This is a genomic window from Nocardioides houyundeii, from assembly GCF_002865585.1.
Classification (GTDB): Bacteria; Actinomycetota; Actinomycetes; order Propionibacteriales; family Nocardioidaceae; genus Nocardioides; species Nocardioides houyundeii.
Genome location: NZ_CP025581.1, coordinates 978,761 through 1,005,626 on the forward strand (window position 1 = coordinate 978,761; position 26,866 = coordinate 1,005,626).

The following is a 26,866-nucleotide window of genomic DNA, read 5'->3' on the forward strand; positions in this document are numbered from 1 at the left end:
ATTCAGTCAACACGATCGGGGCAGGGCCCGAGGCCCGTTGGGCACTTTTGCCACGGCTTCGCAAGACGCTGTCCTAAGGTGCGAATGTGACACCCCCCACACTGGCCTGCTTCCTGCGACCAGACGGGTTCGCCGCCCTGCACCCCGCGTCGGTGCTCCGCGAGGCGAGCGTGCTGGGCGAGGCGGGTCGCTACGCCGTACGACGGGCCGACGAGCAGCTGTGGCACCGCCGGCCCTGGGTTGGAGGCGCCCCGGTCCGGACCGCGGAGCCGGTGGTGCTGGTGCCGGGCTTCCTGGCCGGCGACGGCACCCTCTCCTGGATGGCCCGCTCGCTGCGCCGCGACGGGATCCGCACCTACCGCTCCCACATCCACGCCAACGTGGGCTGCACGCTGGAGGCGGCCCACCAGTTGGAGGCGACCCTGGAGTCGGTGGTGGCCCGACGCGGCACCCGGGCCCGCATCGTCGGTCACAGCCTGGGCGGCCTGCTGGCGCGCACCGTGGCCGCGCGCCGGCCCGACCTCGTCTCGGGCATCGTGACCCTCGGCAGCCCGATGTTGGCCCCCGGCGCGCAGCACCCCTCGATCACCGCCAGCATCGAGGTGCTGGTGCGCCTGAGCCGGGCCGGCCTGCACGGACTGATGTCGGAGGACTGCGTGGCGGGGGAGTGCGCCCGCTCGGCCTTCGACCAGTGCCGCACCCTGCTGGGTCCCGGCGTCGCGTTCACCGCCGTCTGGTCGCGGCGTGACGGCATCGTGGACCACCGCGCCTGCACGGACCCTCAGGCCACCTGCGTCGAGGTCACCGCCTCGCACCTGGGCATGGTGGTGGACCCACGGGTCATCGACGTCGTCAAGCAGGCGCTCGCGCGACCTGCCCTGGGGTCACTTGCCGAAGTCGATAGCGGAGTAATCGCCTAGCTTGCCGAGCTGGTGCTCGGAGATGATGTTGCGGATCGTGCCGCTGCGCGAGCGCATCACCAGCGAGTGCGTGGTGGCGGCGCCGTTGGCCTTGTAGCGCACACCCTGCATGAGCTCGCCGTCGGTGATGCCGGTGGCGACGAAGAACGAGTCCTCGCCGGTGACCAGGTCGTCAGTGGCCAGCACGTGGTCGGGGTCCAGGTCGTGGCCGGCGTCCAGCGCCTTCTGGCGCTCGGCGTCGTCGGTGGGCCAGAGCCGGGCCTGGATGACACCGCCCAGGGACTTCATCGCGCACGCCGCGATGATCCCCTCCGGGGTGCCGCCGATGCCCAGCATCAGGTCGATGCCGGTGCCGGGGCGGGCGGCCATGATCGCGCCGGCGACGTCCCCGTCGCTGATGAACTTGATACGCGCACCGGTGGCCCGGATCTCCTCCACCAGCCTCTCGTGACGCGGGCGGTCGAGCAGCACCACGGTGACGTCCTCGGCGCGGCTGCCCTTGGCCTTGGCGACCAGGCGGATGTTCTCCGCGACGGGGAGCCGGATGTCGACGGAGCCGGCGGCCTCGGGACCGGTGACCAGCTTCTCCATGTAGAAGACCGCGGACGGGTCGAACATGGTGCCGCGCGGCGCGACGGCCAGCACGGCGATCGCGTTGGCCATCCCCTTGGCGGCCAGGGTGGTCCCGTCGATGGGGTCGACCGCGACGTCGCACTCGGGTCCGGTGCCGTCGCCGACCTGCTCGCCGTTGTAGAGCATCGGGGCGTTGTCCTTCTCGCCCTCGCCGATGACCACGGTGCCGTTCATCCCGATCGAGCCGATCATCACGCGCATCGCGTTGACGGCCACCCCGTCGGCGCCGTTCTTGTCGCCTCGGCCCACCCAGCGTCCGGCGGCCAGGGCGGCGGCCTCGGTCACGCGGACCAGCTCGAGGGCGAGGTTGCGATCGGGGGCCTCGGGGGCGACGGTCAGATCCGCGGGCGTCATGCCGCGTATGTTAACGGTCGCCAGTGGGGCTGCCGTGACGCGACTGGCGCTCGTGGGACGGGTTCCCGGCGGGATACCGGCGTACGGCGGTGGCCTTGGCGCTGAGCCAGACCGGGCGCCCCGGGGCGAGGGCCAGCTCCCGGGCGGACTCCGGGGTGACGTCGGCCAGCAGTGGCGGCGAGCTGGCGACCTGGACCCGCAGCGCGTCCCCGTGCGGGGTCAGGGTGCTGACCGCACCGTGCCAGCTCAGGCGCGCCGAGCCCTCGGGGCGGGCCAGGGAGACGGTGACCGCTGTCGGGCTGAAGGCCACCAGCTCTGTCCCGTCGCGCACCACGTTGATCCCCACCAGCCGGGCGACGTGCTCGGTACGCGGCTGGGCGGCGACCTGTCGCGGCGTACCCGTCTGGGCGACGGTGCCGCCGTCGACGACCACGACCCGCGACGCCAGGGTCAGGGCGTCCAGGGCGTCGTGGGTGACCAGCAGCGTCACCCCGCTGAAGCCGGCCAGGTGCTCGGCCAGCTCGAGCCGCAGCGCGGCGGCCACCGTGACGTCGAGCCCGGCGAACGGCTCGTCGAGCAGCAGCAGCCGCGGCCGGCAGGCCAGCGCCCGGGCGATCGCGACGCGTTGGGCCTGGCCGCCGGAGAGCTGCCCGGGCCGCCGGCGGGCCAGCTCGGTCACGCCGAAGCGTTCCAGCCACTCGAGTGCCGTGGCGTCGGCGACCCGGCGCGGAACCCCCCGGGCGCGCAGCCCGAAGGCGACGTTGTCGCACGCGCTGAGGTGGGGGAACAGGGAGCGGTCCTGGAACACCACGCCGAGCTCGCGCGCCGGCACCGGCAGCGACGCCCAGTCGGTCCCGTCCACCAGGACCTGGCCGGTCATCGGAACCAGCCCGGCGAGCGCGTGCAGCAGGGTCGACTTGCCGGCCCCGTTGGGCCCGATCACCGCCACCACCTCGCCGGGCCCGGCCTGCAGGTGCGCCGTGACGCGCCCCGGCACCACGACCTCGGCCAGCAACCCGAACGCACCGCCCGCTGGCGACCCCGCTGGCGACCCCGCAGGTGAGGGAGTGGTCACGGTCGCACCAGCCAGCGGTTGCGGAGCAGGGCCAGCACCGCAAGGGAGGCCGCGAGCAGCACCAGGCTCAGGGTGCGGGCCACCTCGACGTCGGCCTGGAGCTCGGCGTAGATCAGGGACGGCATCGTCTGGGTGGTGCCCGGATAGTTGCCGGCGAAGGTGATCGTCGCTCCGAACTCGCCCAGGGAACGGGCCCAGGCCAGTGCGGAGCCCGCCGCGATGCCGGGCAGCACCAGGGGCAGGGTGACTCGTCGGAAGGTGAGCAGGCGGGTCGCCCCCAGGGTGGCGGCCACCCGGTCGAGCTGGTCCCCGCCGGTGCGCAGGCTGCCCTCGACCGAGAGGACGTAGAACGGCATCGCCACGAAGGTGTGGGCGATGACCACGGCCCAGGTCGTGTAGGGGATGGTGACCCCCAGGTCGCGCAGCGGTGCCCCGACCAGGCCGGTGCGGCCCAGCGCGCTGAGCAGGGCGACCCCCGCGACCACGGGCGGGAGCACCAGCGGCACGGTCACCAGGGCGCGCAGGACCGATCGCCCGGGGAACTCCACCCGGGCCAGCACCCAGGCCAGGGGAGTGCCCAGCACCAGGCAGGCGACCACGGTGGCGCCGCTGGCCACGGTGGTCAGCCAGAGGGCGCGCAGCACCCGCTCGTCGCGCAGGTGCGCGCCGAGGGCGTCCGCGTCGGTGGACGCCACCAACGCCACCAGCGGTACGACGAGCAGCGCCACCGCGAACGCGGCCGGGGCCAGCAGCACCACCGGCGGACGGCCCAGGCTCGACGTGCGCGAGGTGCTCATCTGTCCGGCTCGCTGCCCGGGTCGGTGAACCCTGCCTCGGTGAGCACGCGGCGGCCCTCAGGGCCCAGCGCCAGCTCCAGGAACTCCCGCGCCAGGTCGGGCTCCTGGGCGCCGGCCAGCACGGCGACGAGGTAGTCGGTGGGCCGGCTCGCGCCTCCTGGCAGCTGGACGACCTCGATGCCATCCCCGGCAGCGACGGCGTCGCTGCGGTAGACCAGCCCGGCGTCCGCCTCGCCGCTGGTCACCCGGGCGAGCACGGCCTTGACGTCGACCTCCTGGCTGGCCGGGGCCGCGGCTACGTCGTTGCGACTCAGCACCTCCGCGGCGAGCGCCCCGCACGGTGCGGTCGGCACGCAGGTCACGAAGTCGACGTCCGGGTCCTCGAGGTCGGTGACGTCGTCGACGGCCGGATCGCCGGCCGGGGTGATCAGCACCAGGGTGTTGCGTGCCAGCAGTCGGGGGCTGTCCGCGACCCCGCCCGCGTCCTGCGCCAGGCTCATGGAGCGCTGGTCGGCGGTGGCCAGCACGTCGGCCGGGGCGCCCTCGGTCACCTGCTGCGCCAGGGTCGCGGAGGAGTCGAAGGCGAGCCTGACCTCCACGTCCGGGTGCGCCGCCTCGAAGGTGTCGCCCAGCCGGGTGAAGGTCTCGGTGAGCGAGGCGGCCGCGAGCACCGTGAGGCTGCGCTCGTCGGGCTCGCCCCCCGGCCCGAGGCCGCACCCGCTGAGCGTCAGCAGGAGGGCCGCGAGCGCGGGGAGCAGGAGTCGTGGTCTCACGGGACCTCGACGACGACGTTGGTCGACTTGACCGAGGCGATGGCCCGCACGCCCGGCTCGAGACCGAGGTCGTCGGCCGCCTCGCTGCTCATCAGGGAGACCAGGCGGTAGGGACCGCAGATCATCTCGACCTGGGCCATCACGGTGTCCCGCTTGACCCGCGTGACGATGCCGGGCAGGCGGTTGCGCGCGCTCACCGAGGCGGCCCGGGTCTGCTCCCGGTCCGGGGAGTCGGCCAGGGACTCGGCCAGGGCGGCGAGGTCGGTGCCCTCGATGACCTGGGGGCCGCTGGTCGCCAGGGTCGTCACCCGCCCGCCGTCGATCCAGCGACGCAGGGTGTCGTTGCTGACACCCAGCAGCGCTGCCGCCTCCGCAATTCGGTACGTCGTCACGCCGACAGTGTGACGCAGATGCGGAACTGCTTCCAGACCTGTGGCGGAATCCGGCCGGTGGCCGCTCGGGCCGCATCCTCCCGGCTGGGACGGGCCTGAGAGGATTCCGGGGTGAGTGGGAAGCCGGCGCGTCACCAGACCTCCATGGCGGGGATGATCGGCGCGATGATCGTGCTCGTGGCGGCGGTCCTCGCCGTCGTGCTGCTGCGCGACCTGGGACGCGAGAGCGCGGAGACCAGCCCGGACGCGCTGGAGTGGGAGTCGGCGGTCGCCGGCGCCCAGGACACCGGCCTCGAGGTGGCCTACCCCGCCAGGCTGCCTGCGGGGTGGAAGGTCACCAGCGTCGAGCTGGAGCCCACCGATCCTCCGACGTGGGGGATGGGCATGCTCACCGACACCGGCGCCTTCGTCGGGCTTCGGCAGCAGGACGAGTCCGTCCGGGACCTGGTCGAGACCTACGTCGACGACGACGCGGAGGAGGGTGACCCGGTTCAGGTCGGCGGGGACCTCGGCGGCACCTGGTCGACGTACACCGACGAGGGCGGGGACACCGCCTTCGTGCTGGAGCGTGGCGACGACGTGCTGCTGGTCTACGGCTCCGCGCCGCGCGAGGTCATCATCGACTTCGCCGAGCAGCTCACCGAGGCTCCGCGGGACTGAGTCCCGGTCAGTCCTGGTCGTCGGCGCCGATCGCGGCGTCGAGGCGAGTGCGAGCCCCGTCCAGCCACTGCTGGCACATCTTGGCCAGCAGCTCGCCGCGCTCCCACAGGGCGAGGGACTCCTCCAGGGTCGTGCCGCCCTGCTCCAGGGTGCGCACCACCTCGATCAGCTCTTCGCGGGCCTCCTCGTAGCTGAGGTCCTGGGTCGGTTCGGGGGCGTCAGGCATCGGGTGCTCCTGGTTGAGGGGTGTCGCCGGCGCCTGCGGTGCCGCCGGCGGTGTGGTTCGTGGTGTCGTTGTTCGTGGCCTCGGTCGTGGTGGTGACGGCGTGGACCCGGCCGTCCGCGAGGCGCACGGCGAGCGGGTCGCCGGCCGACAGCGAGGCGACCGAGGTGAGCACGTGTCCGTGAGCGTCCTGCACCACGGCGTACCCGCGCTGCAGGGTGGCCAGCGGGGAGAGCGCCCGGGCGCGTGCCCGGCGGTGGTCGATGTCGTCGGCGGCGCGGTCGAGGCGGTGGGAGAACGTACGGCGGGCACGCTCGAGCAGGCCGTGCACCTCCTCGGCCCGGGTATCGAGCAGGGTGCGGGGGTCGGCCAGCACCGGCCGGGACCGGAGCCCGTCGAGCCCGGACTGCTCACGCTCGATCCGGCCGAGCACCAGGGCGCGGATCCGCTGCTGGGCCCAGATCACCCCGTTGCGCTCCTCGGCCATGTCCGGCACCACCAGCTTGGCGGCATCGGTGGGGGTGGAGGCGCGGACGTCGGCGACCAGGTCGAGCAGCGGCTGGTCGGGCTCGTGCCCGATCGCCGAGACCACCGGGGTGCGCATCTTGTGCACCGCACGGATCACCGCCTCGTCACTGAACGGGAGCAGGTCCTCCACCGAGCCCCCGCCGCGCGCCACCACGACGACCTCGACCTCGGGGTCGCGCTCCAGCCGGTCCAGCGCCTCCAGCACCTCGGTCGCCGAGCGCTGGCCCTGCATCGCGGCGTACACCACCTTGAAGCGCACCGCCGGCCACCGGCGGCGGGCGTTCTCCAGCACGTCCCGCTCCGCCGCGGAGTTGGGGGCGGTCACCAGCCCGACCAGGCCCGGCAGGAAGGGCAGGGAGCGCTTGAGCTCCGGTGCGAACAGACCTTCCGCGGCGAGCAGCTGACGGCGTCGCTCCAGCCGGGCGAGCAGCTCGCCGAGACCGACCATCCGGATGCTGCGCACGGACAGCGACAGCGACCCGCGGTTGGCGTAGTAGCTCGGCTTGGCGTGCACCACCACGCTCGCGCCCTCGACCAGCGGGGGATTGAGGGAGTCGAACAGCGTGCGGGAGCAGGTCAGCGGCACCGAGATGTCGGCGACGGAGTCGCGCAGGGTCATGAAGACCGTCTGCACCCCGGGCCGGCGGCTGACCTGCGCAATCTGCCCCTCCACCCAGATCGCGCCCAGCCGGTCGATCCATCCGGAGATGGCGTTGGCGATCTGCCGGACCGGCGCCGGGGAGTCGGAGGAGGTCTCGAGGGCCACGGCGGTGAGCCTAGGTCACGCCACCGACGGCCTGCGGAAACCCCGCCTAAGCGGGGTTCCCTACGGTTAGTGGGGGTTGCATGCCCCCCTAACCCGCAGGAACCCCGCCTGAGCGGGGATTCATGCGGCGCCCCCTACACTCGGGGCCATGAGCACCGACCTGGGCACTCCGTCCTTCCTCACCCCGACGGAGGCGGAGAAGGCGGTCCTTCTCGCTGCGCCGCGCGGCTACTGCGCCGGCGTCGACCGCGCGGTCATCACGGTGGAGAAGGCCCTGGACCTGTACGGCGCCCCGGTGTACGTCCGCAAGCAGATCGTGCACAACAAGCACGTGGTGGCCAACCTGGAGTCCCGGGGCGCGATCTTCGTGGAGGAGCTCGACGAGGTGCCGCAGGGCGAGACGGTTGTCTTCTCCGCGCACGGCGTCTCCCCGGAGGTGCACCGGCAGGCGGAGGAGCGGGCGCTGAAGACGATCGACGCGACCTGCCCTCTGGTGACCAAGGTGCACCACGAGGCGAAGCGGTTCGCCGCGGACGACTACGACATCCTGCTGATCGGGCACGAGGGGCACGAGGAGGTCGAGGGCACCGCGGGCGAGGCTCCCGAGCACATCCAGCTCGTGCAGTCGCCCGCCGACGTGCCCGGCATCGTGGTGCGTGACCCCGCCCGCGTTGCGTGGCTGTCCCAGACCACGCTCTCGGTCGACGAGACCCTGGAGACGGTGGCCGCGATCCGGGATCGCTTCCCGCTGCTGCTCGATCCGCCCTCCGACGACATCTGCTACGCGACCCAGAACCGCCAGCTGGCGGTCAAGGAGATCGCGACCGACGCCGACCTGGTGATCGTGGTCGGCTCGGGCAACTCCTCCAACTCGGTGCGTCTGGTCGAGGTGGCCCTGGAAGCGGGCGCGAAGACGTCGTACCGGGTGGACGACGCCTCCGAGATCGACGAGGCCTGGCTCGTGGGTGTCCAGAAGGTCTCGGTGACCTCGGGTGCCTCCGTGCCCGAGGACCTGGTCGACGGAGTGCTGGCCTTCCTGGCAGAGCGGGGCTTCCCGGACGCGAAGGCCGTGCACTCTGCGGAGGAGTCGCTCATCTTCGCCCTGCCGCCGGAGCTGCGTCGGGACCTGCGGAAGGCGCAGCAGGGGTCCTGATGGCACGCTTCCTCGACGTACATCCGGAGAACCCGCAGGCTCGGACGATCGGGCAGATCGTGGCTGCGCTGCGCGACGACGCGCTGATCGCCTACCCCACCGACTCCGGCTACGCGTTGGGATGCCAGCTGGGCAACCGCGAGGGCCGCGACCGGATCCTGCGACTGCGCGAGCTGGACGAGCGCCACGACTTCACGCTGATGTGCAAGGACTTCGCGCAGCTGGGGCAGTTCGTCAAGCTGGACAACGCCGCGTTCCGCGCCATCAAGGCAGCCACCCCGGGGCCCTACACGTTCATCCTTCCGGCCACCAGCGAGGTGCCGCGTCGGCTGATGCACGCCAAGAAGAAGACGGTGGGAGTCCGGATCACCGACCATCCCGTGGTCTGCGCCATCCTGCACGAGCTCGGAGAGCCGATGCTGACGAGCACGTTGATGCTGCCCGGTGAGGACACCGCCCGCACCCAGGGCTGGGAGATCAAGGAAGAGCTCGACCACCAGATCGACATCGTGGTGGAGGCGGGGGAGACCAGCGCCGAGCCGACCACGGTGGTGGACTGGTCCCAGGGCTATCCCGAGGTGCTTCGGGTGGGCGCCGGAGACCCGTCCAGGTTCGAGTCCTGAGCCGTCGGCACCGCGGTGGACGCGGTGTCGGCAGGCAGCGAACGCCCCGGTACGACGGCCAGCAGACGGCGCCGGTACTCCAGGGTGAGCAGGCACAGGACGTAGCCGACGAACAGTGCAGTGCTGTGGTGCGCGAGCCCGCTGACCACGGCCTGGACGATCCCGTCGCGGGGGTCGGCGATCGCACCTGGCATGGTCGCCCCGACCAGTGCGAACGCCCCGATCATCAGCGGGGGCGGGAGCAGGGCCACCGTGAAGAAGTCGCCCGGCGCGATCCGGGACGCCAGCACCAGGCACAGGGTGATGAAGCAGAGGTCGAAGAACAGGCTCAGTCGCTCACCCATGGCCACGTCCAGGGCGACGGCGCTGAGCGTGACGGCGACGCCGAGGGCCACCACCTGGCGCTCGGACTCGGTTCGGTGCAGCCACGGCACCCGGACCTGGGTCACGAGCGTCAACCTACCGAGATGAGTCATGCGCCTTCGGCGCGGCGCGCCGGGTCCGGTTGCCGGCGTGCGGTCCCGCTGGGGTCGCTCAGCCGCTCCAGCCCGGGGAACGGGTCCGGCTGGTCCAGCACCGCGAGCTCCGGAGCTGCCATCTCCCGTGCGGTCAGCTCGACCTGCGAGACCTCGGGGAGGCTGCTGTCAGTCACGCCCAGGGACTCGAACCGGCGCGCGGTGACCAGCACCCGCCCCTCCAGGGAGCCGACCGCCTGGTTGTAGGCCTTCACCGCGTTGGTGAGCCCGCGGCCCACCTGGGAGAAGTGGTCGCTCATGGTGCCCAGGCGGTCGTACAGCTCCCGGCCGAGTCGGCGCACCTCCTCGACCTGCGAGGCCAGCGTCTCGTGGCTCCACCCGTGCGCGACGGTGCGCAGCAGGGCGATCAACGTGGTCGGCGTGGCCAGGATGACGCGCCGCTCAGCGGCGTACTCCAGGAGGTCGTGCTGGGTGTCGAGCGCGGCCGAGAGGAACGCCTCGGCCGGGACGAACATCACCACGAACTCCGGGGTCTCGGGCAGCGACTTCCAGTAGGCCTTCTCGCTGAGCATGTTCACGTGCGTGCGCAGCTGCCGCGCGTGCCGGGTCTGGTGGGCCTCGCGGGCCTCGTCGTCGGTGGCGGCCGTCGCGTCCAGGAAGGCGTCGAGAGGGACCTTGGCGTCCACGACGATCTGCCGCCCGCCCGACAGGTGGACGACGAGGTCCGGACGCAGCGCACCGTCGGCCATGCTGGCCTGCTCGGTGAAGTCGCACCGGTCCACAAGACCCGCGAGCTCCACCGCGCGGCGCAGGTGCATCTCGCCCCAGCGTCCACGGACCTGCGGCTTGCGCAGTGCCGTGGACAGCGACGCCGTCTCACGGCGCAGCGACTCGGTGGTGAGCCGCATGCCTTGGACCTGCGCGTTGAACTCGCCCTGCCAGGTGGCGCGGTCGTGGTGGAGGTCGCGCAGCTGGTCGGCGAGCCGGTCCAGCCCTTCCTTCACCACCGCCTGATCGGCTGCGCGGACCTGCGCCGAGGCGAGCACCTCCTGCTCCGGTCCGCGGGCACGGGACCAGAGCGACCCGATCAGGGCCCCGAGTGCCAGGCCCAGCAGCAGTCCGATGACCAGCGTGAGCAGTGTGGAGATGTCCATGGCGAGGATCTTGGCGCGTGCCGCCGACAGTTCTGCGCAGGGCGGGTTCGCCCGGGCTCAGTCGAGGTCGGCGATCACCGGTGCGTGGTCGGAGGCGCCCGTACCGGCGCGCTCCTCGCGGTCGATGAAGGCGTTGCTCACCCGGGCGGCCAGCGAGGGTGAGCCCAGGATGAAGTCGATGCGCAGCCCTCGGTTGCGCTCGAAGCGCTGCCGGTAGTAGTCCCAGTAGGTGTAGACGTCCGGCCCGGGGGTGTAGGGGCGCACCACGTCGACGTACCCGTCGTCGAGGAAGGCATGGAAGGCCGCGCGCTCCGCGGGGGTGACGTGGGTGGAGTTCTTGAACTGGGCGGGGTCGAAGACGTCCTCGTCGGTGGGACAGACGTTCCAGTCCCCGACCAGGGCGCAGTCCTCGCCGAGCCAGTCGACGGCTTGGGCGCGGAGCTGGGCCAGCCAGGCGAGCTTGTAGCGGTAGTGGGGGTCGTCGGGCTTGCGCCCGTTGGGGACGTACAACGACCAGATGCGTACGCCGCCGCACACGGCGCCGATCGCGCGGGCCTCGGGGACCACGGGGTCGCCGTACCCGGGCATGCCCTCGAAGCCGACCTGCACGTCCTCGAGGCCGACCCGGCTGATCAGCGCGACCCCGTTCCACTGGCTGGTCCCCGCCGCGGCGACCTCGTAGCCCAGGGACTGCAGACCCATCAGGGGCAGCTGGTCGACCTTCGCCTTGGTCTCCTGCACGGCCAGGACGTCGACGTCGTGACGCTGCAGGAAGGCCTCGACGCGGTCGATGCGGGAGCGGATTGAGTTCACGTTCCAGGTCGCGATGCGCACCAGGGGAGCCTAGTCGTGGGCGGCGACGAGGAACGGCGCGAGGGGGGCCGGAGTGCACCCGTGGACCAGCGCCATGGCGCGGTCATGCGGCACGTCGCGGAGCACGACCCTCTCGTTGCCGGCGGCCGTGGTCGCGATCAGCGTGACGAGACCGGCCCGGCGCTGGAACAGCGACTGCCGCGCCACCCAGCCGATGATCCCGTCGGTCTCCAGGACGGTGCGGTTGCGAGCGGTGATCCCGCTGCCCGCGACCAGATGACGTTCGGTCAGCGCATTGCCCAGGTGGGCGTACGACGCCTCCGCGCAGGCGGCGGCGACCGCGACGCAACCCAGGACCAGAGCCAGCGGCACCCAGCCCGGGACCAGGTCGCGGAACTCCCACGGTCGGTCGAGGACCGTCAGGGCGACGAGCAGCATCGCCAGGCCTGCGGTGGTGAACTGGGCGCGCACGTGGGTCCGCCGCCGCGCTGCCGGCCCGTGGGAGAGCAACGGCGTGCGCACTGCCTGCTCGTCCTCGACGATGGTGCCGGCCACGCCGGCGGCCACTCGGACCGGGCTCGGGGCAGGATCGTGGTGACGCCGCCCGCCACTCCGGTGGCGAGAGTCGCGAGCTCGGCACCGCCAACCAGGCGCAGCAGCGCCTTCTCGGTGAGCAGCACCCCACGCACCCGCTGTTCCTCGACGCTGATCGAGCGGGTGGTGAACAGGCCCGAGGTCAGGTGCAGGGAGCCGTCGCCCCGGGTGAGTCTCAGCCCCCACCACTGGGCGACGTACCCGGCGACCGAGAGCAGCAGCCAGCCCAGCAGACCGGCCACCAGCAGTCCGGTGACCACCGAGGCCAGCGCGAACCCCGTGATCCAGCGCCACGCGTCGCGGATGTGCTCGCCGTCCAGGAACGGGAGGTCGTCGGCGAACTGGGACACGAAACCGACGGCGCCCACCACGATCACCAGGCGAGCCAGGCTGAACGGGGCGAACCGCAGCCAGGTCCAGTCGATGCGGGCGAGCTCCTCCTCGGGGTGGGCCTGCCACGCGACCGGCGTCGGTATCCCGGTCGGTCCGGCGTCTGCTGGCGATGGAGGTGCCAGCCCTTGCTCCCCGGGCGCCTGAGCCGTGCCGGACCCGGCCGCCGCTCCGGGCTGCGCTGGCTCGCCCGCGGAGGCACGTGCGGTGAGCAGCAGCGCGCGCAGGGAGGCCGCGTGCTGGACCGAGACGGCATCGAGGACGATCCGCTCGTCATCGACCCCGGTGCCGATCTCCACCTTGCGCAGGCCCAGGACCCGGTGCAGCAGCGAGGCCTCGAGGTCGACGCTGCGGACCCGTTCCAGGCGCACCGTGGAGCTCTTCTTGTTCAGGAGCCCGCGGCGCAGCTGCAGCTGGCCGTCGGTGATCCGGTAGTACGTCGTAAGCCAGGGGATGGCGCCGAGGGCCAGCGCTGCGAGGATCATCACCGGGGTCGCCAGGAAGAAACGGGGGTCACGGCTGCCCACGCCCACGACGATGGCCAGGATCGGCACGATCAGCTGCCCGAGCGCCTTGACCGGGTCCAGCAGGAGCTTGCGCGGATCCAGCCGGTGCCACGGTACGGCGACGTCTCCTTCAGGTGCTGCCGCCGACGGTTCGTCCGGGCTCACGTGGCGTCACCCTCGCTGGCGGCCGTGATCGCAGTCAGCCGGGCCACCAGCTCCCGGGCCTCCTGCTGGTCCAGACCCTCGATCGTGATCGGTCCGGCAGCCGAGGCCGTGGTGACGGTGATGGAGAAGAGCCGGAACAGACGCATCACCGGACCCTGCTGGGAGTCGACGGTCTGCACCCGGTTGAGCGGAGCGATCCGGGTCTCCGTGGTGACCCACCCCGTGCGGGTGTGGATCGCCTCCGGGCTCACCTCCCAGCGGTGGACGCCGTACCTGACCCGGGGCATCAGTGCGCTGTAGGCCAGGTTGCCCACGACGAGGAGCACCAGCAGCGTGGTCGCCCACCACGGCCGGGAGGGGACCAGGACATAGATGGTGACGGCAACGGCGACCTCCACCGCGGTGGTGAGCAAAGCGATGGTCAGCCAGTAGGCGACGGCCCGGCGACAGACCTGGTTGGCGGGTTCGCGAAGCGCGACGGGCGCCAGGTCGTCCCGTGCGGGCTCGGGATCCGGGGCAGCCGCGTCGGCGTGGGGGAGCGTCACGACGCAGAGCCTTGCACAGCGTGCCGACGGGTCGCGGGGCCTCGTCGCGACCTGCCGCCGGGGGCGGCACCACTGATTGGGAGCGCCGCGCCCGCCGGACCTAGACTCGGCGCCCGTGGCCCTCACCATCGGAATCGTCGGACTGCCCAACGCTGGCAAGTCCACCCTCTTCAACGCCCTGACCAAGAACGACGTGCTCGCGGCGAACTATCCGTTCGCGACGATCGAGCCCAACGTCGGCGTGGTCGGTGTCCCCGACTCGCGGCTGGCCACGCTGGCCCAGATCTTCGGGTCCGAGAAGATCCTGCCCGCGACCGTGGAGTTCGTCGACATCGCGGGCATCGTGCGCGGCGCCTCCCAGGGCGAGGGCCTGGGCAACAAGTTCCTGGCCCACATCCGGGAGTCCTCGGCCATCTGCCAGGTGACCCGGGTCTTCCGCGACGACGACGTCACCCACGTGGACGGCGAGGTGAATCCCGGCAGCGACATCTCCACGATCCAGACCGAGCTGATCCTGGCCGACCTGGAGACGGTCGACAAGGCGATCACCCGCCTGGAGAAGGAGTCGCGCAAGGTCAAGGACCTCGTCGCGAACCTGGAGGCGGCGAGGGAGGCCAAGGAGGCGCTCGAGTCCGGCACTCCGATCATCGCCACCAAGATCGACCGCAGCCTGCTGCGCGAGCTGTCGCTGCTCACCGCGAAGCCGTTCATCTACGTCTTCAACTGTGACGCCGACGAGCTGAACGACGAGGAGCTCAAGGCCAAGATGCGTGAGCTGGTCGCACCCGCCGAGGCGATCTTCCTCGACGCGAAGTTCGAGTCCGAGCTGATCGAGCTCGACGACGAGGAGGCAGCGGAGTTCCTCGCCGAGGCCGGCGTCACGGAGCCCGGTCTCGAGGTGCTGGCCCGGGTCGGCTTCGACACCCTGGGGCTGCAGACGTACCTGACGGCCGGCCCGAAGGAGACTCGGGCCTGGACCATCCCCAAGGGGGCCACAGCGCCCGAGGCGGCCGGTGTCATCCACACCGACTTCCAGAAGGGCTTCATCAAGGCCGAGATCGTCTCCTTCGACGACCTGGTGGCCGCGGGCACCATGGCCAAGGCCAAGGAGGCCGGCAAGGTCCGCATGGAGGGCAAGGACTACGTGATGGCCGACGGCGACGTGGTGGAGTTCCGCTTCAACGTCTGATGGACGACCGCCTGCTCAGGGCAGGGCGGGTGTAGGTAATCGGCAGCAGCCCGGTCACCGGCCGGCGCCGACCACGGGCTCCTCGGCCGGGGAGTAGTCCGCCTCCGCCCGCTCCACCACGACGCGCCGTACGACGGAGGCGATCGCGGTGCTGATGACCTTCGGCGAGGTGTCGCTCACCCCCTCGAGATGGGCCGCGATCCACGCCGTTAGGTCGTCCCGGAGTCGGTCGACCGCGCCCGAGCCTCGGGCGGTCACGGTCAAGTTGTCGAGGTCGCCCTCGACGTACCCCGCGGAGATGACCTGGCGGAAGATCGGCTCGATCACCGCGGTCGGCAGCTGCCGCGACCACGCGATCTGACCGACGTCGGCGCGATGACCGGCGGCGGTGAGCCCGTAGACCTGGACGACCGCCCAGACCCCGGCCGCGTCGAGATCCTCCTCGGAGGACTGCAGGAGGTCCAGCACCCGGTCGCGGCGCCGGCCATAGAGCAGGTTCGTGATCCGGCGAGACAGCACCTCCTCGTTGGGCGGCGAGTCAGGGGCACCGAAGCCGGCACCGAGGTCCTGGGCAGCGTCGGCCACGTTGTCGGCGAGCTTGACCTGCGGCAGCACGAGCGCCAGGACGAAGGCGACCAAGGCCACCGGGACCGCCCAGAGGAACACCTGGGTCAGCGCCTCCGAGTAGGCGCCGACGATCGGCGCGATCACCCGGTCGGGGAGCGCATGCAGCGATTCCGGCGTCGCTAGGTCGGCGGGTGTGACGCCGCGTGCTCTGGCGATCGCGGCGGGCAGCCGGTCCTGGAGGAAGTTGGCATAGAGGGTCCCGAAGATGGCCGCGCCGAACGCACTGCCCATGGTGCGGAAGAAGGTGACCCCGGACGTTGCGACCCCGAGGTCGCTGTACTGGGCCGAGCCCTGCACGACGATCGTGAGCACCTGCATGCTCATGCCGATGCCGAGGCCCAGGACGAACAGGTACAGCGAGGAGACTGCGAGGGGGGTCGACGGATCCATCCGGGAGAGCAGGAAGAGCCCGAGAGCCATCACCAGGGTGCCGAGGACCGGGAAGACCTTGTAGCGCCCGGTCTTGCTGACGATGTTGCCGGCGGTGACCGAGGTGATCAGCAGCCCCACCACCAGCGGCAGCAGGCGGAACCCTGACTCGGTCGCGGAGACGCCCTCGACGTACTGGAAGAACGTGGGCAGGAAGGTCATCGCGCCGAGCATCGTGAAGCCGACGACGAAGCTCAGCGCGCAGCAGACGGTGAAGACCCTGGCACCGAACAGGCGCGGGGGCAGGATCGGTTCCGCCGCCCTCCGCTCGATGAGCACGAAGATCCCGAGGACCGCGACGCCGCCCACGAGGAGGCTGATGATCTGCCACGAGCCCCAGGCGTACGTCGTGCCTCCGAAGCTGGTCGCCAGCACCAGCATCGAGGCGCCCACTGCGACCGCGACCATGCCGAGGTAGTCGATGCGTGGCTTGGCCCCGCCGGCTACGCGGGGGATGGTCCAGGCCGCGGCGACGACCACGATGGCGGCGAGCGGGACGTTGACGTAGAAGCACCAGCGCCAGCTGGCGTTGTCGGTCAGCAGCCCGCCGACCAGCGGTCCGATCACGGTGGCGAGGCCGAAGACGGCGCCGAGCGCACCCTGGAACTTCCCGCGCTCGCGAAGCGGGATGATGTCGGCGATCAGGGCGGTGGCCGTGACGGTGAGACCGCCGGCGCCGATCCCTTGCAGCGCCCGGGAGCCGATCAGCCAGAGCATCCCGTCGGCCAGGCCGCACAGTGCCGAACCCACGATGAAGACGACGACGCTGAGCTGGAAGACGAGCTTGCGGCCGAACTGGTCGCCGAGCTTGCCGACCAGCACGGTGACCGTGGTCTGGGCGAGCAGGTAGGAGGTGACCACCCAGGACACGTGGGTGCCGCCGCCGAGGTCGCCGACGATGGTCGGCAGCGCCGTGGACACGATCGTGCCGTCAAGCGCGGCCAGGAGCATGCCCAGGCCGATGGTCGCGAACGCTGCGATCCGGCGCCGGCCGGTGAGTGCCCGGGCTGCGACCGGCGCAGGCGCCGGCGTGGCGGTGGTGGCGGACAAAGGGGCGCCTCCTTCGAGACGGGGCACCAACAGTTTTCAAGCCGGTAGTGGATTGAGGAACGTGCCTTTGTGCCCGAGTCCCCGGGCCGAACGACGGGGGAGCGTGCGACGCCGGGACGGCCGTGCTCCCACTCAGTCGTACGGGGCCGACGAGGTCCAGAGCCCCCTCCGGTGCGCACGTGGCACCGGGCGAGCCTCTGACCTGGGCAAACGTGGTTAGGTACCCCCGATTTGGGGGGCTGCGGTGATGTGGTGCTAGTGTTCCTCTTGTCGCCGCGAGCGGCTCCCGCCAATGGCCAGAAGGCCGAAGCCAGGAGCGCCGCGGATGGCCGCAGCTTGATCCGGATCAACTTGACGGTGGAACGCTCACCGCGTAAGTTTGGTCGGGTTGCCCCGCAGCTTTCATCCTTCTGGGTGGGCCCGGGACGCGTTTGATCCTTGAGAACTCAACAGTGTGTCATAGTCGACGAATTAGTTTGTTATGCCCCGTCAACATGGATCTTTCGGGATGTTTTGTTGGTGGTTTCTTTGTATGACGATAATTTCTGACATTTTTGTCAGGGTTTGTTGTTGTCAGAGATTTGGCTCTTCTTTTCCCGTGGCTGCACTTGTGTGGTTGTGGGGTTTGTTTTTCAATGGAGAGTTTGATCCTGGCTCAGGACGAACGCTGGCGGCGTGCTTAACACATGCAAGTCGAGCGGTAAGGCCCTTTCGGGGTACACGAGCGGCGAACGGGTGAGTAACACGTGAGTAATCTGCCCTTCACTTTGGGATAACTACCGGAAACGGTGGCTAATACCGGATATGACCGGATCATGCATGTGGTTCGGTGGAAAGTTCTGGCGGTGAAGGATGTGCTCGCGGCCTATCAGCTTGTTGGTGAGGTAATGGCTCACCAAGGCTTCGACGGGTAGCCGGCCTGAGAGGGTGACCGGCCACACTGGGACTGAGACACGGCCCAGACTCCTACGGGAGGCAGCAGTGGGGAATATTGGACAATGGGCGAAAGCCTGATCCAGCAACGCCGCGTGAGGGATGACTGCCTTCGGGTTGTAAACCTCTTTCAGTACCGACGAAGCGAGAGTGACGGTAGGTACAGAAGAAGCACCGGCCAACTACGTGCCAGCAGCCGCGGTAATACGTAGGGTGCGAGCGTTGTCCGGAATTATTGGGCGTAAAGGGCTCGTAGGCGGTTTGTCGCGTCGGGAGTGAAAACTCAGGGCTTAACTCTGAGCTGGCTTCCGATACGGGCAGACTAGAGGTATGCAGGGGAGAACGGAATTCCTGGTGTAGCGGTGAAATGCGCAGATATCAGGAGGAACACCGGTGGCGAAGGCGGTTCTCTGGGCATTACCTGACGCTGAGGAGCGAAAGTGTGGGGAGCGAACAGGATTAGATACCCTGGTAGTCCACACCGTAAACGTTGGGCGCTAGGTGTGGGGCCTATTCCATGGGTTCCGTGCCGCAGCTAACGCATTAAGCGCCCCGCCTGGGGAGTACGGCCGCAAGGCTAAAACTCAAAGGAATTGACGGGGGCCCGCACAAGCGGCGGAGCATGCGGATTAATTCGATGCAACGCGAAGAACCTTACCTGGGTTTGACATATGCCGGAAAGCTCTAGAGATAGAGCCCCTTTTAGTCGGTATACAGGTGGTGCATGGCTGTCGTCAGCTCGTGTCGTGAGATGTTGGGTTAAGTCCCGCAACGAGCGCAACCCTCGTTCTATGTTGCCAGCACGTAATGGTGGGGACTCATAGGAGACTGCCGGGGTCAACTCGGAGGAAGGTGGGGATGACGTCAAGTCATCATGCCCCTTATGTCCAGGGCTTCACGCATGCTACAATGGCCGGTACAAAGGGCTGCGATGCTGTAAGGCGGAGCGAATCCCAAAAAGCCGGTCTCAGTTCGGATTGGGGTCTGCAACTCGACCCCATGAAGTCGGAGTCGCTAGTAATCGCAGATCAGCAACGCTGCGGTGAATACGTTCCCGGGCCTTGTACACACCGCCCGTCACGTCACGAAAGTCGGCAACACCCGAAGCCGGTGGCCCAACCCTTGTGGAGGGAGCCGTCGAAGGTGGGGCTGGCGATTGGGACGAAGTCGTAACAAGGTAGCCGTACCGGAAGGTGCGGCTGGATCACCTCCTTTCTAAGGAGCACACGCCCCGACCCTCACCGTTCGTGTGGGGCGCATGGTGGTGTTCACTAGTGGAATCGTCGATGAAGGTCTGCCCGTTGGGGCTGGTCGTCCTCAGTACTGTTCCTGCTGGGTGCCTTTCGGGGTGCTTGGTGGGGGCGTGGAACGTGGGTGGCTGGTGTTGGTGGGTGGGTTTGACACACTGTTGGGTCCTGAGGGATCAGATGAGAGTCTGGTTTCCTTGGTGTTCCTCCCTTTGCCCGTGCCCGGACGTGAGTCGGGGTGTGGGGGTTGGTGGGGTTGTTGTTTGAGATCTGGATAGTGGACGCGAGCATCTGATGCCCGCCTGGTTCTTTTGAGAACTTATTGGTGGGTGTCTTGTGTGATTTTTATGAGAATGACTGCTCGTGCGCTTTGATTGGGTGCGCGGGTGGTTGTGGTCTTTGTAGTTGAGTTGTTTTGACGTTGTTGAGACAAGCTATGAAGGGCACACGGTGGATGCCTTGGCACCAAGAGCCGATGAAGGACGTAGGAGCCTGCGATAAGCCCCGGGGAGTTGGCAACCGAGCTGTGATCCGGGGGTGTCCGAATGGGGAAACCCAGCTGGAGTCATGTCCAGTTACCCTCACCTGAACACATAGGGTGAGTGGAGGGAACGTGGGGAAGTGAAACATCTCAGTACCCACAGGAAGAGAAAACAACAGTGATTCCGAGAGTAGTGGCGAGCGAAATCGGATGAGGCCAAACCATGGCTGTGTGATACCCGGCAGGGGTTGCAGTCATGGGGTTGTGGGGCCGTTCAACCTTATCTGCCGGTGAGGTACAGAGTAAGAAACTCATGGTGAAGTCGAAGCCCATTGGAAAGTGGGGCCGTAGAGGGTGATAGCCCCGTAGACGTAAGCGATGAGCTCTGGAGCGTGACCCCAAGTAACACGGAACCCCTGAAATTCCGTGTGAATCTGGCGGGACCACCCGTTAAGCCTAAATACTCCTTGGTGACCGATAGCGGACAAGTACCGTGAGGGAAAGGTGAAAAGTACCCCTGGCGGGGAGTGAAATAGTACCTGAAACCGTGTGCCTACAATCCGTCGGAGCGATCCCTTGTGGGTTGTGACGGCGTGCCTTTTGAAGAATGAGCCTGCGAGTTTGCGTTGTGTTGCGAGGTTAACCCGTGTGGGGTAGCCGTAGCGAAAGCGAGTCCGAATAGGGCTACTTAGTAGCACGATCAAGACCCGAAGCGGAGTGATCTATCCATGGGCAGGTTGAAGCGCGGGTAAGACCGCGTGGAGGACCGAACCCACTTAGGTTGAAAACTGAGGGGATGACCTGTGGATAGGGGTGAAAGGCCAATCAAACTCCGTGATAGCTGGTTCTCCCCGAAATGCATTTAGGTGCAGCGTCGCGTGTTTCTTGCCGGAGGTAGAGCACTGGATAGCTAATGGGCCCTACAAGGTTACTGACGTTAGCCAAACTCCGAATGCCGGTAAGTGAGAGCGCGGCAGTGAGACTGCGGGGGATAAGCTCCGTAGTCGAGAGGGAAACAGCCCAGACCATCAGCTAAGGCCCCTAAGCGGTGACTAAGTGGAAAAGGATGTGGAGTCGCATTGACAACCAGGAGGTTGGCTTGGAAGCAGCCACCCTTGAAAGAGTGCGTAATAGCTCACTGGTCAAGTGATTCCGCGCCGACAATGTAGCGGGGCTCAAGTCATCCGCCGAAGCTATGGCATTCACATATATAACTCAGCCTTCGTGGTTCAGGTGTGTGGATGGGTAGGGGAGCGTCGTGTCGCGAGTGAAGCAGCGGAGTGATCCAGTTGTGGACGCGACACGAGTGAGAATGCAGGCATGAGTAGCGAATGAAGAGCGAGAAACTCTTCCGCCGAATGATCAAGGGTTCCAGGGTCAAGCTAATCTGCCCTGGGTAAGTCGGGACCTAAGGCGAGGCCGACAGGCGTAGTCGATGGACAACGGGTTGATATTCCCGTACCGGCAAAATAGCGCCCATGACGAACCCGGTGATGCTAACCATCCGAAACCATGTTGACCGGACCCTTCGGGGCGAGGCGATGTGGCAGAGCGTGGGACCCGAACTGGTAGTAGTCAAGCGATGGGGTGACGCAGGAAGGCAGTCCAACCGTGGCGATGGTAGTCCACGGCTAAGGGTGTAGGACTGGTGGTAGGCAAATCCGCCACCTGTATGTCTGAGACCTGATGGGGACCCCGTATGGGGGAAGTGGATGATCCTATGCTGTCGAGAAAAACCTCTAGCGAGCTATGCGCCGCCCGTACCCCAAACCGACTCAGGTGATCAGGTAGAGAATACTAAGGCGATCGAGATAACCATGGTTAAGGAACTCGGCAAAATGCCCCCGTAACTTCGGGAGAAGGGGGCCGGATCCGTGATTCACCTTGCGTGATGAAGCGGTGATGGCCGCAGAGACCAGGCCCAAGCGACTGTTTACTAAAAACACAGGTCCGTGCGAAGTTGTAAGACGATGTATACGGACTGACTCCTGCCCGGTGCTGGAAGGTTAAGGGGACCGGTTAGAGGAACTTGTTCCTCGAAGCTGAGAACTTAAGCCCCAGTAAACGGCGGTGGTAACTATAACCATCCTAAGGTAGCGAAATTCCTTGTCGGGTAAGTTCCGACCTGCACGAATGGAGTAACGACTTGGGCGCTGTCTCAACCGTGGACTCGGCGAAATTGCACTACGAGTAAAGATGCTCGTTACGCGCGGCAGGACGGAAAGACCCCGGGACCTTTACTATAGTTTGGTATTGGTGTTTGGTTCGGCTTGTGTAGGATAGGTGGGAGACTGTGAACCGATCACGCCAGTGGTTGGGGAGTCATCGTTGAAATACCACTCTGGTCGTACTAGATGTCTAACCTAGGTCCGTAATCCGGATCAGGGACAGTGCCTGATGGGTAGTTTAACTGGGGCGGTTGCCTCCTAAAGAGTAACGGAGGCGCTCAAAGGTTCCCTCAGCCTGGTTGGCAATCAGGTGGCGAGTGTAAGTGCACAAGGGAGCTTGACTGTGAGACAGACATGTCGAGCAGGGACGAAAGTCGGAACTAGTGATCCGGCGCCAGCATGTGGAAGCGGCGTCGCTCAACGGATAAAAGGTACCCCGGGGATAACAGGCTGATCTTCCCCAAGAGTCCATATCGACGGGATGGTTTGGCACCTCGATGTCGGCTCGTCGCATCCTGGGGCTGGAGTAGGTCCCAAGGGTTGGGCTGTTCGCCCATTAAAGCGGCACGCGAGCTGGGTTTAGAACGTCGTGAGACAGTTCGGTCCCTATCCGCCGCGCGCGCAGGAAACTTGAGAAAGGCTGTCCCTAGTACGAGAGGACCGGGATGGACGAACCTCTGGTGTGCCAGTTGTCCCGCCAGGGGCACGGCTGGTTAGCTACGTTCGGAAGTGATAACCGCTGAATGCATCTAAGCGGGAAGCACGTTTCAAGATGAGGTTTCCCACCACGTAAGTGGGTAAGGCCCCCAGCAGAACACTGGGTTGATAGGCCGGAGGTGTACAGCAGTAATGCCTAGCCGACCGGTACTAATAGGCCGAGGGCTTGTCCCAACATCGTACATAACCACTCACACTACGAGTTGAAACCGACAAGACCATTCATGCGCACACGTAATGCCCGCGTCCACTAACCAGTTCCCAACCAACAAACCCATCCAAGGGTTTGAACAGGTTGTGACAACTGAACAACGAACACCAACCAAGACTTGGTCCACACCCCTGCAACACCTCGGGTGTGTCGACCACAAGAGTTACGGCGGCCATAGCGAAAGGGAAACACCCGGTCCCATCCCGAACCCGGAAGTTAAGCCTTTCAGCGCCGATGGTACTGCAACCGAGAGGCTGTGGGAGAGTAGGACGCCGCCGGACAATAATTTGGAAGAGGGGTCGCCTGAGGGCGGCCCCTCTTTCGCATTTCACCAGGTAATCGCGCTTCATTCGGGTCAATGCCCAACAGTTGCCAGCCTTTAATTGGGAATTCTATGCACTTTGCGAAATGGTCTGTGGGGGGCATCACACGGCGCTCATAGGGCGGTAAATAGGATCATGAATGCCGCCTAACGTTGGTGCCATGACCCGAACCGTGCTCGCTTCTTTTGCCACCGCCCTTCTCCTGCTCACCGGTTGCTCAGGCGACTCCGAGGACAAGGAGCCCGCCAAGGCTAGCGAGAGCGCCTCGGCCGAGGGCCGGGTGAACGCCCTCGGCGTGAGCTTCAAGGCTCCCGAGGGATGGACCGTCCTCGACGCCAGCGAGATGGCAGAGGGCAGCGCCGACAACGACGCGGTCAAGGAGCTCGCCGGCCGGTTGAACGTCACGCCCGAGCAGTTCGAGGAGATGATGGGCGGCATCCAGCTCTACCTCGCCTCCGGCGACGGCGCGAAGAACGGCTTCCTGGACAACATCAACGTCTCTGAAGCAGGGGACAAGCTGCCCAACGACACCCAGATCGAGGCGGAGTTCCTGACCCTGGGCGCCACGGTCCAGGGCATCGAGCGCCTCGAGACCGAGGCGGGCGACGCCGCCCGCGTCACCTACGACCTGCCCGTGCAGGACGGCGTCGTGCACGCGCAGGCGCTGGTCGTGGAGACCGAGGTGGGTCTGACCAGCATCACCATCAGCACGAGCGACGCCAAGGTCGCCGAGAGCCTCGGTGACGGCATCGTCGACACGCTCGCGGCTGGCTGATTCTCAGCTCGCCGCCTAGGACCCGCCGGTCAACGACCGAGCGACTTGCCCACCATCTGGGCGAACCGCTCGGCGTTGGCCGGTTCCAGTTCCAGGTAGAGCCCGGGCTCGATGAGCTCCAGCTCGCTTACCGCCCACGAGCCGTCCCAGAGCATGAGGTCGACCCGGGCGTAGGGGAGCTCTGTGCCCAGGATCCCGGCGGCGGCTCGGACCGCGCGCTCGGCGAGCTCGCGCTGCTCAGAACCCAGCGGCACCACACGCGAGGTGCCGCCGTACGACTCGTGGACCCGGACCTCCTCGCCCGCGGCCACCTTGTCCACCTGGGCGGCCGCAGCCTGGTCGAAGACGAAGACCGAGGCCTCTCCCACGGTCCGGACGCTCTCCACCAGCGGTTGCACGATCCACGGTCCCGCGACGAGGCCCTCGAGGCGCTGGTCGCTGGAGCTGGTGGCCAGCACCACCCCGACGCCGCCGGCGCCGGTACGCGGCTTGACCACGACGGTGCCCCACCGGGTGGTCTCGGCCTCGAGTCCGGCTGCGAGGGTGGCATCGTCGAGCAGTCGCGTCGGCACCACCGGGACGTGGTCCGCGATTTCGATCAAGTAGGACTTGTCGGCGTTCCAGGCGAAGACCTCGGGGCCGTTCAGCAGCCGGGTGCTGGCGGCCGTGGCTCGGGCCCAGGCCAGGAACTCCGGGCAACGTCGGTGGTAGTCCCAGGTGGCGCGGACCGCGACGAGGTCGACAGCCGCCCAGTCGACGGACCTGTCGTCCCAGACGGCCCAGCGGGCGGTGATGCCGCGATCGGCCAGAGCGCTGAGCAGCAGGTCCCCACCGGGCTCGCCGTCAGGAAGCAGGCTGAAGGTGGCAAGCAGTACGTCGGTCACGCCAGGAGCCTAGGGGCCGAGGCTGATCGCGCGCGCGGGACCGGTGACCTCGCGGCGCGCAGCCGCTACCGTTGCGGCATGGGAGAACGTCGCCTGCCACCGCCCGTGCTGGTGGCCGCCGGGCTGCTCCGCCAGCAGGTCCTGCCCGGGAGGGGGACGCCGCGCTCGAGCACGACCGCAGCGGCTGTTGCCCTGGGCGCGCTGTCGGTCGCTCTCGCGGCGACCACCGGAGCGCGCTTCGCCAAGCAGCACACCACGGCCCACCCGCTGCACCCCGACCGAACCACGAGCCTGGTGACCAGCGGTCCGAACCAGCTCTCCCGCAACCCGATGTACCTCGGCATGACCGGTCTGCTGGTCGCCAACGCGGTGCGGCTGCGCTCCCTGCCGGCGTTGCTGGTCCCCGTGGGCTTCGTGCAGGTCATGGAGCGCACCCAGATCGCGGCCGAGGAGCAGGTGCTGAGCGCCAAGTTCGGCGCCGAGTACGCCGACTACCGCGCCCGCGTGCCGCGCTGGCTGGGCCGCCCGGGACGCTGAGGCGTCTTCGGCGCGGGCGAGGTGGAACGGCCTCGTAGAATGGGCAGGCCCGTGCCGCTCTCGCCGGGCGACCTCTCGACGATTCAGGACCCTGTGACTTCCACGCCCACCACCGACCACTCCACCTCCGGCTCGACCCCCGGCGCTGCTGCGCGGCACAAGGACGTGGTGCGCGAGGCGGCACGACGCCGTACCTTCGCGGTGATCAGCCACCCCGACGCGGGGAAGTCGACGCTGACCGAGGCGCTGGCACTGCACGCCCAGGTGATCACCGAGGCCGGGGCCGTCCACGGCAAGGCCGGTCGGCGTTCCACGGTCTCGGACTGGATGGAGATGGAGAAGGAGCGCGGCATCTCGATCACCTCCGCCGCCCTGCAGTTCTCCTACGACGGACACGTGGTCAACCTGGTGGACACCCCCGGCCACTCCGACTTCTCCGAGGACACCTACCGGGTGCTCTCCGCGGTGGACGCGGCGGTGATGCTGGTCGACGCCGCCAAGGGCCTGGAGCCGCAGACGCTGAAGCTGTTCCGGGTCTGCAAGGCGCGGGGGATCCCGGTGATCACGGTGATCAACAAGTGGGACCGGCCGGGGCTCGACGCCCTCACGCTGATGGAGGAGATCCAGGAGAAGATCAAGCTGGTCCCCACGCCGCTGACCTGGCCGGTCGGGATCGCGGGCGACTTCCGCGGGGTGCTCGACCGACGCAGCGGCGACTACATCGCGTACACGCGGACCGCCGGCGGTGCGACCCGGGCACCCGAGGCCCGGATGGGCGGAGACGCGGCGGCCGCCCAGGTCGGCGACGTGTGGCAGGCCGCTGTGGAGGAGTCCGAGCTGCTCTCCTCCGACGGCGCCGACCACGATCAGGACCTGTTCCTCTCAGGCTTCACCACCCCGGTGCTGTTCGCCTCTGCGATCTCCAACTTCGGGGTCTCGGCGGTGCTGGAGACGCTGGTCGAGCTGGCCCCGCCGGCGGTCCCGTTCCGGCACGGTCCCGAGGACTCCGAGGGCCGGCCCGTGGAGGTCCGCGACGTGACCGCCCCGTTCAGCGCCTTCGTGTTCAAGGTGCAGGCGGGGATGGACACCAACCACCGCGACCGCGTCGCCTTCGCCCGGGTCTGCTCGGGCGTCTTCGAGCGCGGGATGATCGCCACCCACGCCCAGACCGGGCGGCCCTTCGCGACGAAGTACGCCCAGGCGATCTTCGGTCGGGAGCGCGCGGTCATCGACACCGCCTACCCGGGCGACATCATCGGCCTGGTCAACGCGATGGCGCTGAAGATCGGCGACACCATCTACGTCGAGGAGCCGGTCACCTTCCCGCCGATCGCGACGTTCGCGCCCGAGCACTTCGCGGTGGCGACGGCCAAGGACAGCGGCCGGTTCAAGCAGTTCCGCCGGGGCATCGACCAGCTCGACAGCGAGGGCGTGGTGCAGGTGCTGCGCTCGGACCTGCGCGGCCAGCAGTCACCGGTGCTCGCCGCCGTCGGGCCGATGCAGTTCGAGGTGGCGCAGGCCCGGATGGAGAGCGAGTTCGGCGCCCCCGTCCGGCTGGAGCCGCTGAGCTACACCCAGGCCCGGCGCACCGACGCCGCGTCCGCGCCCGAGCTCGCCCGCGTGCGCGGCGTCGAGGTGATGGAGCGCAACGACGGGACCCTGCTCGCGCTCCTCCCGGACAAGTGGCGGGTCACCGTGATCGAGCGCGACCACCCTGAGCTCACGCTGGAGCCGCTGATCGCCGGGGACCGCTGA

Annotated in this window: 23 protein-coding genes and 3 rRNA genes; 11 read left to right on the forward strand and 15 right to left on the reverse strand. The window is 68.1% G+C overall.

Annotation, left to right across the window (positions count from 1 at the left end; genetic code table 11):
- Nucleotides 1–86: 86 nt before the first annotated feature.
- Entirely contained in the window at nt 87–920 is an 834-nt protein-coding gene (locus tag C0R66_RS04750) for an alpha/beta hydrolase (protein ID WP_101523738.1), read from the forward strand.
- Here the strand turns inward: C0R66_RS04750 and glpX are convergent.
- The 5 genes from glpX to C0R66_RS18950 are packed head-to-tail and all read right to left on the reverse strand — an operon-like array spanning nt 885 to nt 4,944.
- The gene (glpX, locus tag C0R66_RS04755; protein WP_101523739.1) at nt 885–1,907 is read right to left on the reverse strand and encodes a class II fructose-bisphosphatase; all 1,023 of its coding nucleotides are present in this window, start codon (nt 1,905–1,907) and stop codon (nt 885–887) included. The genes C0R66_RS04750 and glpX overlap by 36 nt on opposite strands.
- A 10-nt stretch (nt 1,908–1,917) precedes the next feature.
- Complete coding sequence (locus tag C0R66_RS04760) at nt 1,918–2,982, reverse strand: ABC transporter ATP-binding protein (RefSeq protein ID WP_241901571.1); 1,065 nt, start codon at nt 2,980–2,982, stop codon at nt 1,918–1,920.
- On the reverse strand, nt 2,979–3,779 hold the full coding sequence (locus C0R66_RS04765) for an ABC transporter permease (protein ID WP_101523740.1): 801 nt from the start codon (nt 3,777–3,779) through the stop codon (nt 2,979–2,981). Before C0R66_RS04765 ends, C0R66_RS04760 begins: the two co-directional genes overlap by 4 nt.
- On the reverse strand, nt 3,776–4,552 hold the full coding sequence (modA, locus tag C0R66_RS18945) for a molybdate ABC transporter substrate-binding protein (RefSeq protein ID WP_199286821.1): 777 nt from the start codon (nt 4,550–4,552) through the stop codon (nt 3,776–3,778). The genes C0R66_RS04765 and modA overlap by 4 nt, the downstream gene beginning before the upstream one ends.
- Entirely contained in the window at nt 4,549–4,944 is a 396-nt protein-coding gene (locus C0R66_RS18950; RefSeq protein ID WP_114424196.1) for a TOBE domain-containing protein, read from the reverse strand. The genes modA and C0R66_RS18950 overlap by 4 nt, the downstream gene beginning before the upstream one ends.
- Nucleotides 4,945–5,055: 111 nt before the next feature.
- Here C0R66_RS18950 and C0R66_RS04775 point away from each other — a divergent pair, with 111 nt between their 5' ends.
- Entirely contained in the window at nt 5,056–5,604 is a 549-nt protein-coding gene (locus C0R66_RS04775) for a DUF4245 family protein (RefSeq protein WP_101523742.1), read from the forward strand.
- 7 nt (nt 5,605–5,611) lie between these two features.
- Here the strand turns inward: C0R66_RS04775 and C0R66_RS04780 are convergent, their stop codons facing one another.
- Nucleotides 5,612–5,830 (reverse strand): exodeoxyribonuclease VII small subunit, encoded by a 219-nt coding sequence (locus C0R66_RS04780; protein WP_101523743.1) that lies wholly within the window; start codon nt 5,828–5,830, stop codon nt 5,612–5,614.
- Nucleotides 5,823–7,121, reverse strand: coding sequence for an exodeoxyribonuclease VII large subunit (gene xseA / locus C0R66_RS04785; RefSeq protein WP_101523744.1), 1,299 nt, complete (start codon nt 7,119–7,121; stop codon nt 5,823–5,825). The genes C0R66_RS04780 and xseA overlap by 8 nt, the downstream gene beginning before the upstream one ends.
- A 148-nt stretch (nt 7,122–7,269) precedes the next feature.
- Here xseA and C0R66_RS04790 point away from each other — a divergent pair, with 148 nt between their 5' ends.
- Together C0R66_RS04790 and C0R66_RS04795 are read left to right on the forward strand one after the other, a co-directional pair.
- Nucleotides 7,270–8,274, forward strand: coding sequence for a 4-hydroxy-3-methylbut-2-enyl diphosphate reductase (locus C0R66_RS04790; protein WP_101523745.1), 1,005 nt, complete (start codon nt 7,270–7,272; stop codon nt 8,272–8,274).
- Complete coding sequence (locus C0R66_RS04795; RefSeq protein ID WP_101523746.1) at nt 8,274–8,897, forward strand: L-threonylcarbamoyladenylate synthase; 624 nt, start codon at nt 8,274–8,276, stop codon at nt 8,895–8,897. Before C0R66_RS04790 ends, C0R66_RS04795 begins: the two co-directional genes overlap by 1 nt.
- Here C0R66_RS04795 and C0R66_RS04800 read toward each other — a convergent pair.
- Genes C0R66_RS04800 through C0R66_RS04825 form a run of 6 tightly spaced genes read right to left on the reverse strand, consistent with a single transcriptional unit; the run spans nt 8,843 to nt 13,540 of the window.
- Nucleotides 8,843–9,346, reverse strand: coding sequence for a DUF6542 domain-containing protein (locus C0R66_RS04800; protein WP_199286822.1), 504 nt, complete (start codon nt 9,344–9,346; stop codon nt 8,843–8,845). The two genes, C0R66_RS04795 and C0R66_RS04800, sit on opposite strands and share 55 nt — an antisense overlap.
- A 23-nt stretch (nt 9,347–9,369) precedes the next feature.
- Complete coding sequence (locus tag C0R66_RS04805) at nt 9,370–10,527, reverse strand: DNA recombination protein RmuC (RefSeq protein ID WP_101523747.1); 1,158 nt, start codon at nt 10,525–10,527, stop codon at nt 9,370–9,372.
- Nucleotides 10,528–10,584: 57 nt separating this feature from the next.
- Complete coding sequence (locus C0R66_RS04810; RefSeq protein ID WP_101523748.1) at nt 10,585–11,361, reverse strand: exodeoxyribonuclease III; 777 nt, start codon at nt 11,359–11,361, stop codon at nt 10,585–10,587.
- A gap of 9 nt (nt 11,362–11,370) precedes the next feature.
- Entirely contained in the window at nt 11,371–11,811 is a 441-nt protein-coding gene (locus C0R66_RS04815; RefSeq protein ID WP_101523749.1) for a PH domain-containing protein, read from the reverse strand.
- Nucleotides 11,760–12,995 carry a PH domain-containing protein gene (locus tag C0R66_RS04820; protein ID WP_101523750.1) on the reverse strand — a complete coding sequence of 412 codons (1,236 nt, stop codon included), beginning with the start codon at nt 12,993–12,995 and terminating at the stop codon, nt 11,760–11,762. Before C0R66_RS04820 ends, C0R66_RS04815 begins: the two co-directional genes overlap by 52 nt.
- The gene (locus C0R66_RS04825; protein ID WP_199286823.1) at nt 12,992–13,540 is read right to left on the reverse strand and encodes a PH domain-containing protein; all 549 of its coding nucleotides are present in this window, start codon (nt 13,538–13,540) and stop codon (nt 12,992–12,994) included. Before C0R66_RS04825 ends, C0R66_RS04820 begins: the two co-directional genes overlap by 4 nt.
- 115 nt (nt 13,541–13,655) lie before the next feature.
- Between C0R66_RS04825 and ychF the strand changes: the two genes are divergently transcribed.
- Entirely contained in the window at nt 13,656–14,729 is a 1,074-nt protein-coding gene (gene ychF / locus C0R66_RS04830; RefSeq protein WP_101523751.1) for a redox-regulated ATPase YchF, read from the forward strand.
- Between the two features lie 54 nt (nt 14,730–14,783).
- Here the strand turns inward: ychF and C0R66_RS04835 are convergent, their stop codons facing one another.
- A complete protein-coding gene (locus C0R66_RS04835; protein WP_101523752.1) occupies nt 14,784–16,835 on the reverse strand; it encodes an MDR family MFS transporter in 2,052 nt (683 codons plus the stop codon).
- 632 nt (nt 16,836–17,467) lie between these two features.
- Between C0R66_RS04835 and C0R66_RS04840 the strand changes: the two genes are divergently transcribed.
- The 4 genes from C0R66_RS04840 (at nt 17,468) to C0R66_RS04855 (ending at nt 23,690) form a co-directional block, all read left to right on the forward strand.
- A 16S ribosomal RNA gene (locus C0R66_RS04840) occupies nt 17,468–18,983 on the forward strand.
- Between the two features lie 459 nt (nt 18,984–19,442).
- Nucleotides 19,443–22,555 (forward strand): 23S ribosomal RNA (locus C0R66_RS04845).
- A 201-nt stretch (nt 22,556–22,756) separates the two neighbouring features.
- Nucleotides 22,757–22,873: ribosomal RNA gene (gene rrf / locus C0R66_RS04850) — 5S ribosomal RNA — on the forward strand.
- Together the 16S, 23S and 5S rRNA genes form the textbook arrangement of a ribosomal RNA operon.
- Nucleotides 22,874–23,075: 202 nt before the next feature.
- Entirely contained in the window at nt 23,076–23,690 is a 615-nt protein-coding gene (locus tag C0R66_RS04855) for a hypothetical protein (protein WP_101523753.1), read from the forward strand.
- A 29-nt stretch (nt 23,691–23,719) separates the two neighbouring features.
- On the opposite strand, the gene C0R66_RS04860 is transcribed toward C0R66_RS04855, so the two are convergent.
- Nucleotides 23,720–24,574, reverse strand: a complete 855-nt coding sequence (locus C0R66_RS04860; protein WP_101523754.1) for an ATP-grasp domain-containing protein — start codon at nt 24,572–24,574, stop codon at nt 23,720–23,722.
- A gap of 78 nt (nt 24,575–24,652) precedes the next feature.
- On the opposite strand from C0R66_RS04860, the gene C0R66_RS04865 reads away from it, so the two are divergent.
- A complete protein-coding gene (locus C0R66_RS04865; RefSeq protein WP_101523755.1) occupies nt 24,653–25,111 on the forward strand; it encodes a methyltransferase family protein in 459 nt (152 codons plus the stop codon).
- Nucleotides 25,112–25,204: 93 nt separating this feature from the next.
- Entirely contained in the window at nt 25,205–26,866 is a 1,662-nt protein-coding gene (locus C0R66_RS04870; RefSeq protein WP_240311660.1) for a peptide chain release factor 3, read from the forward strand.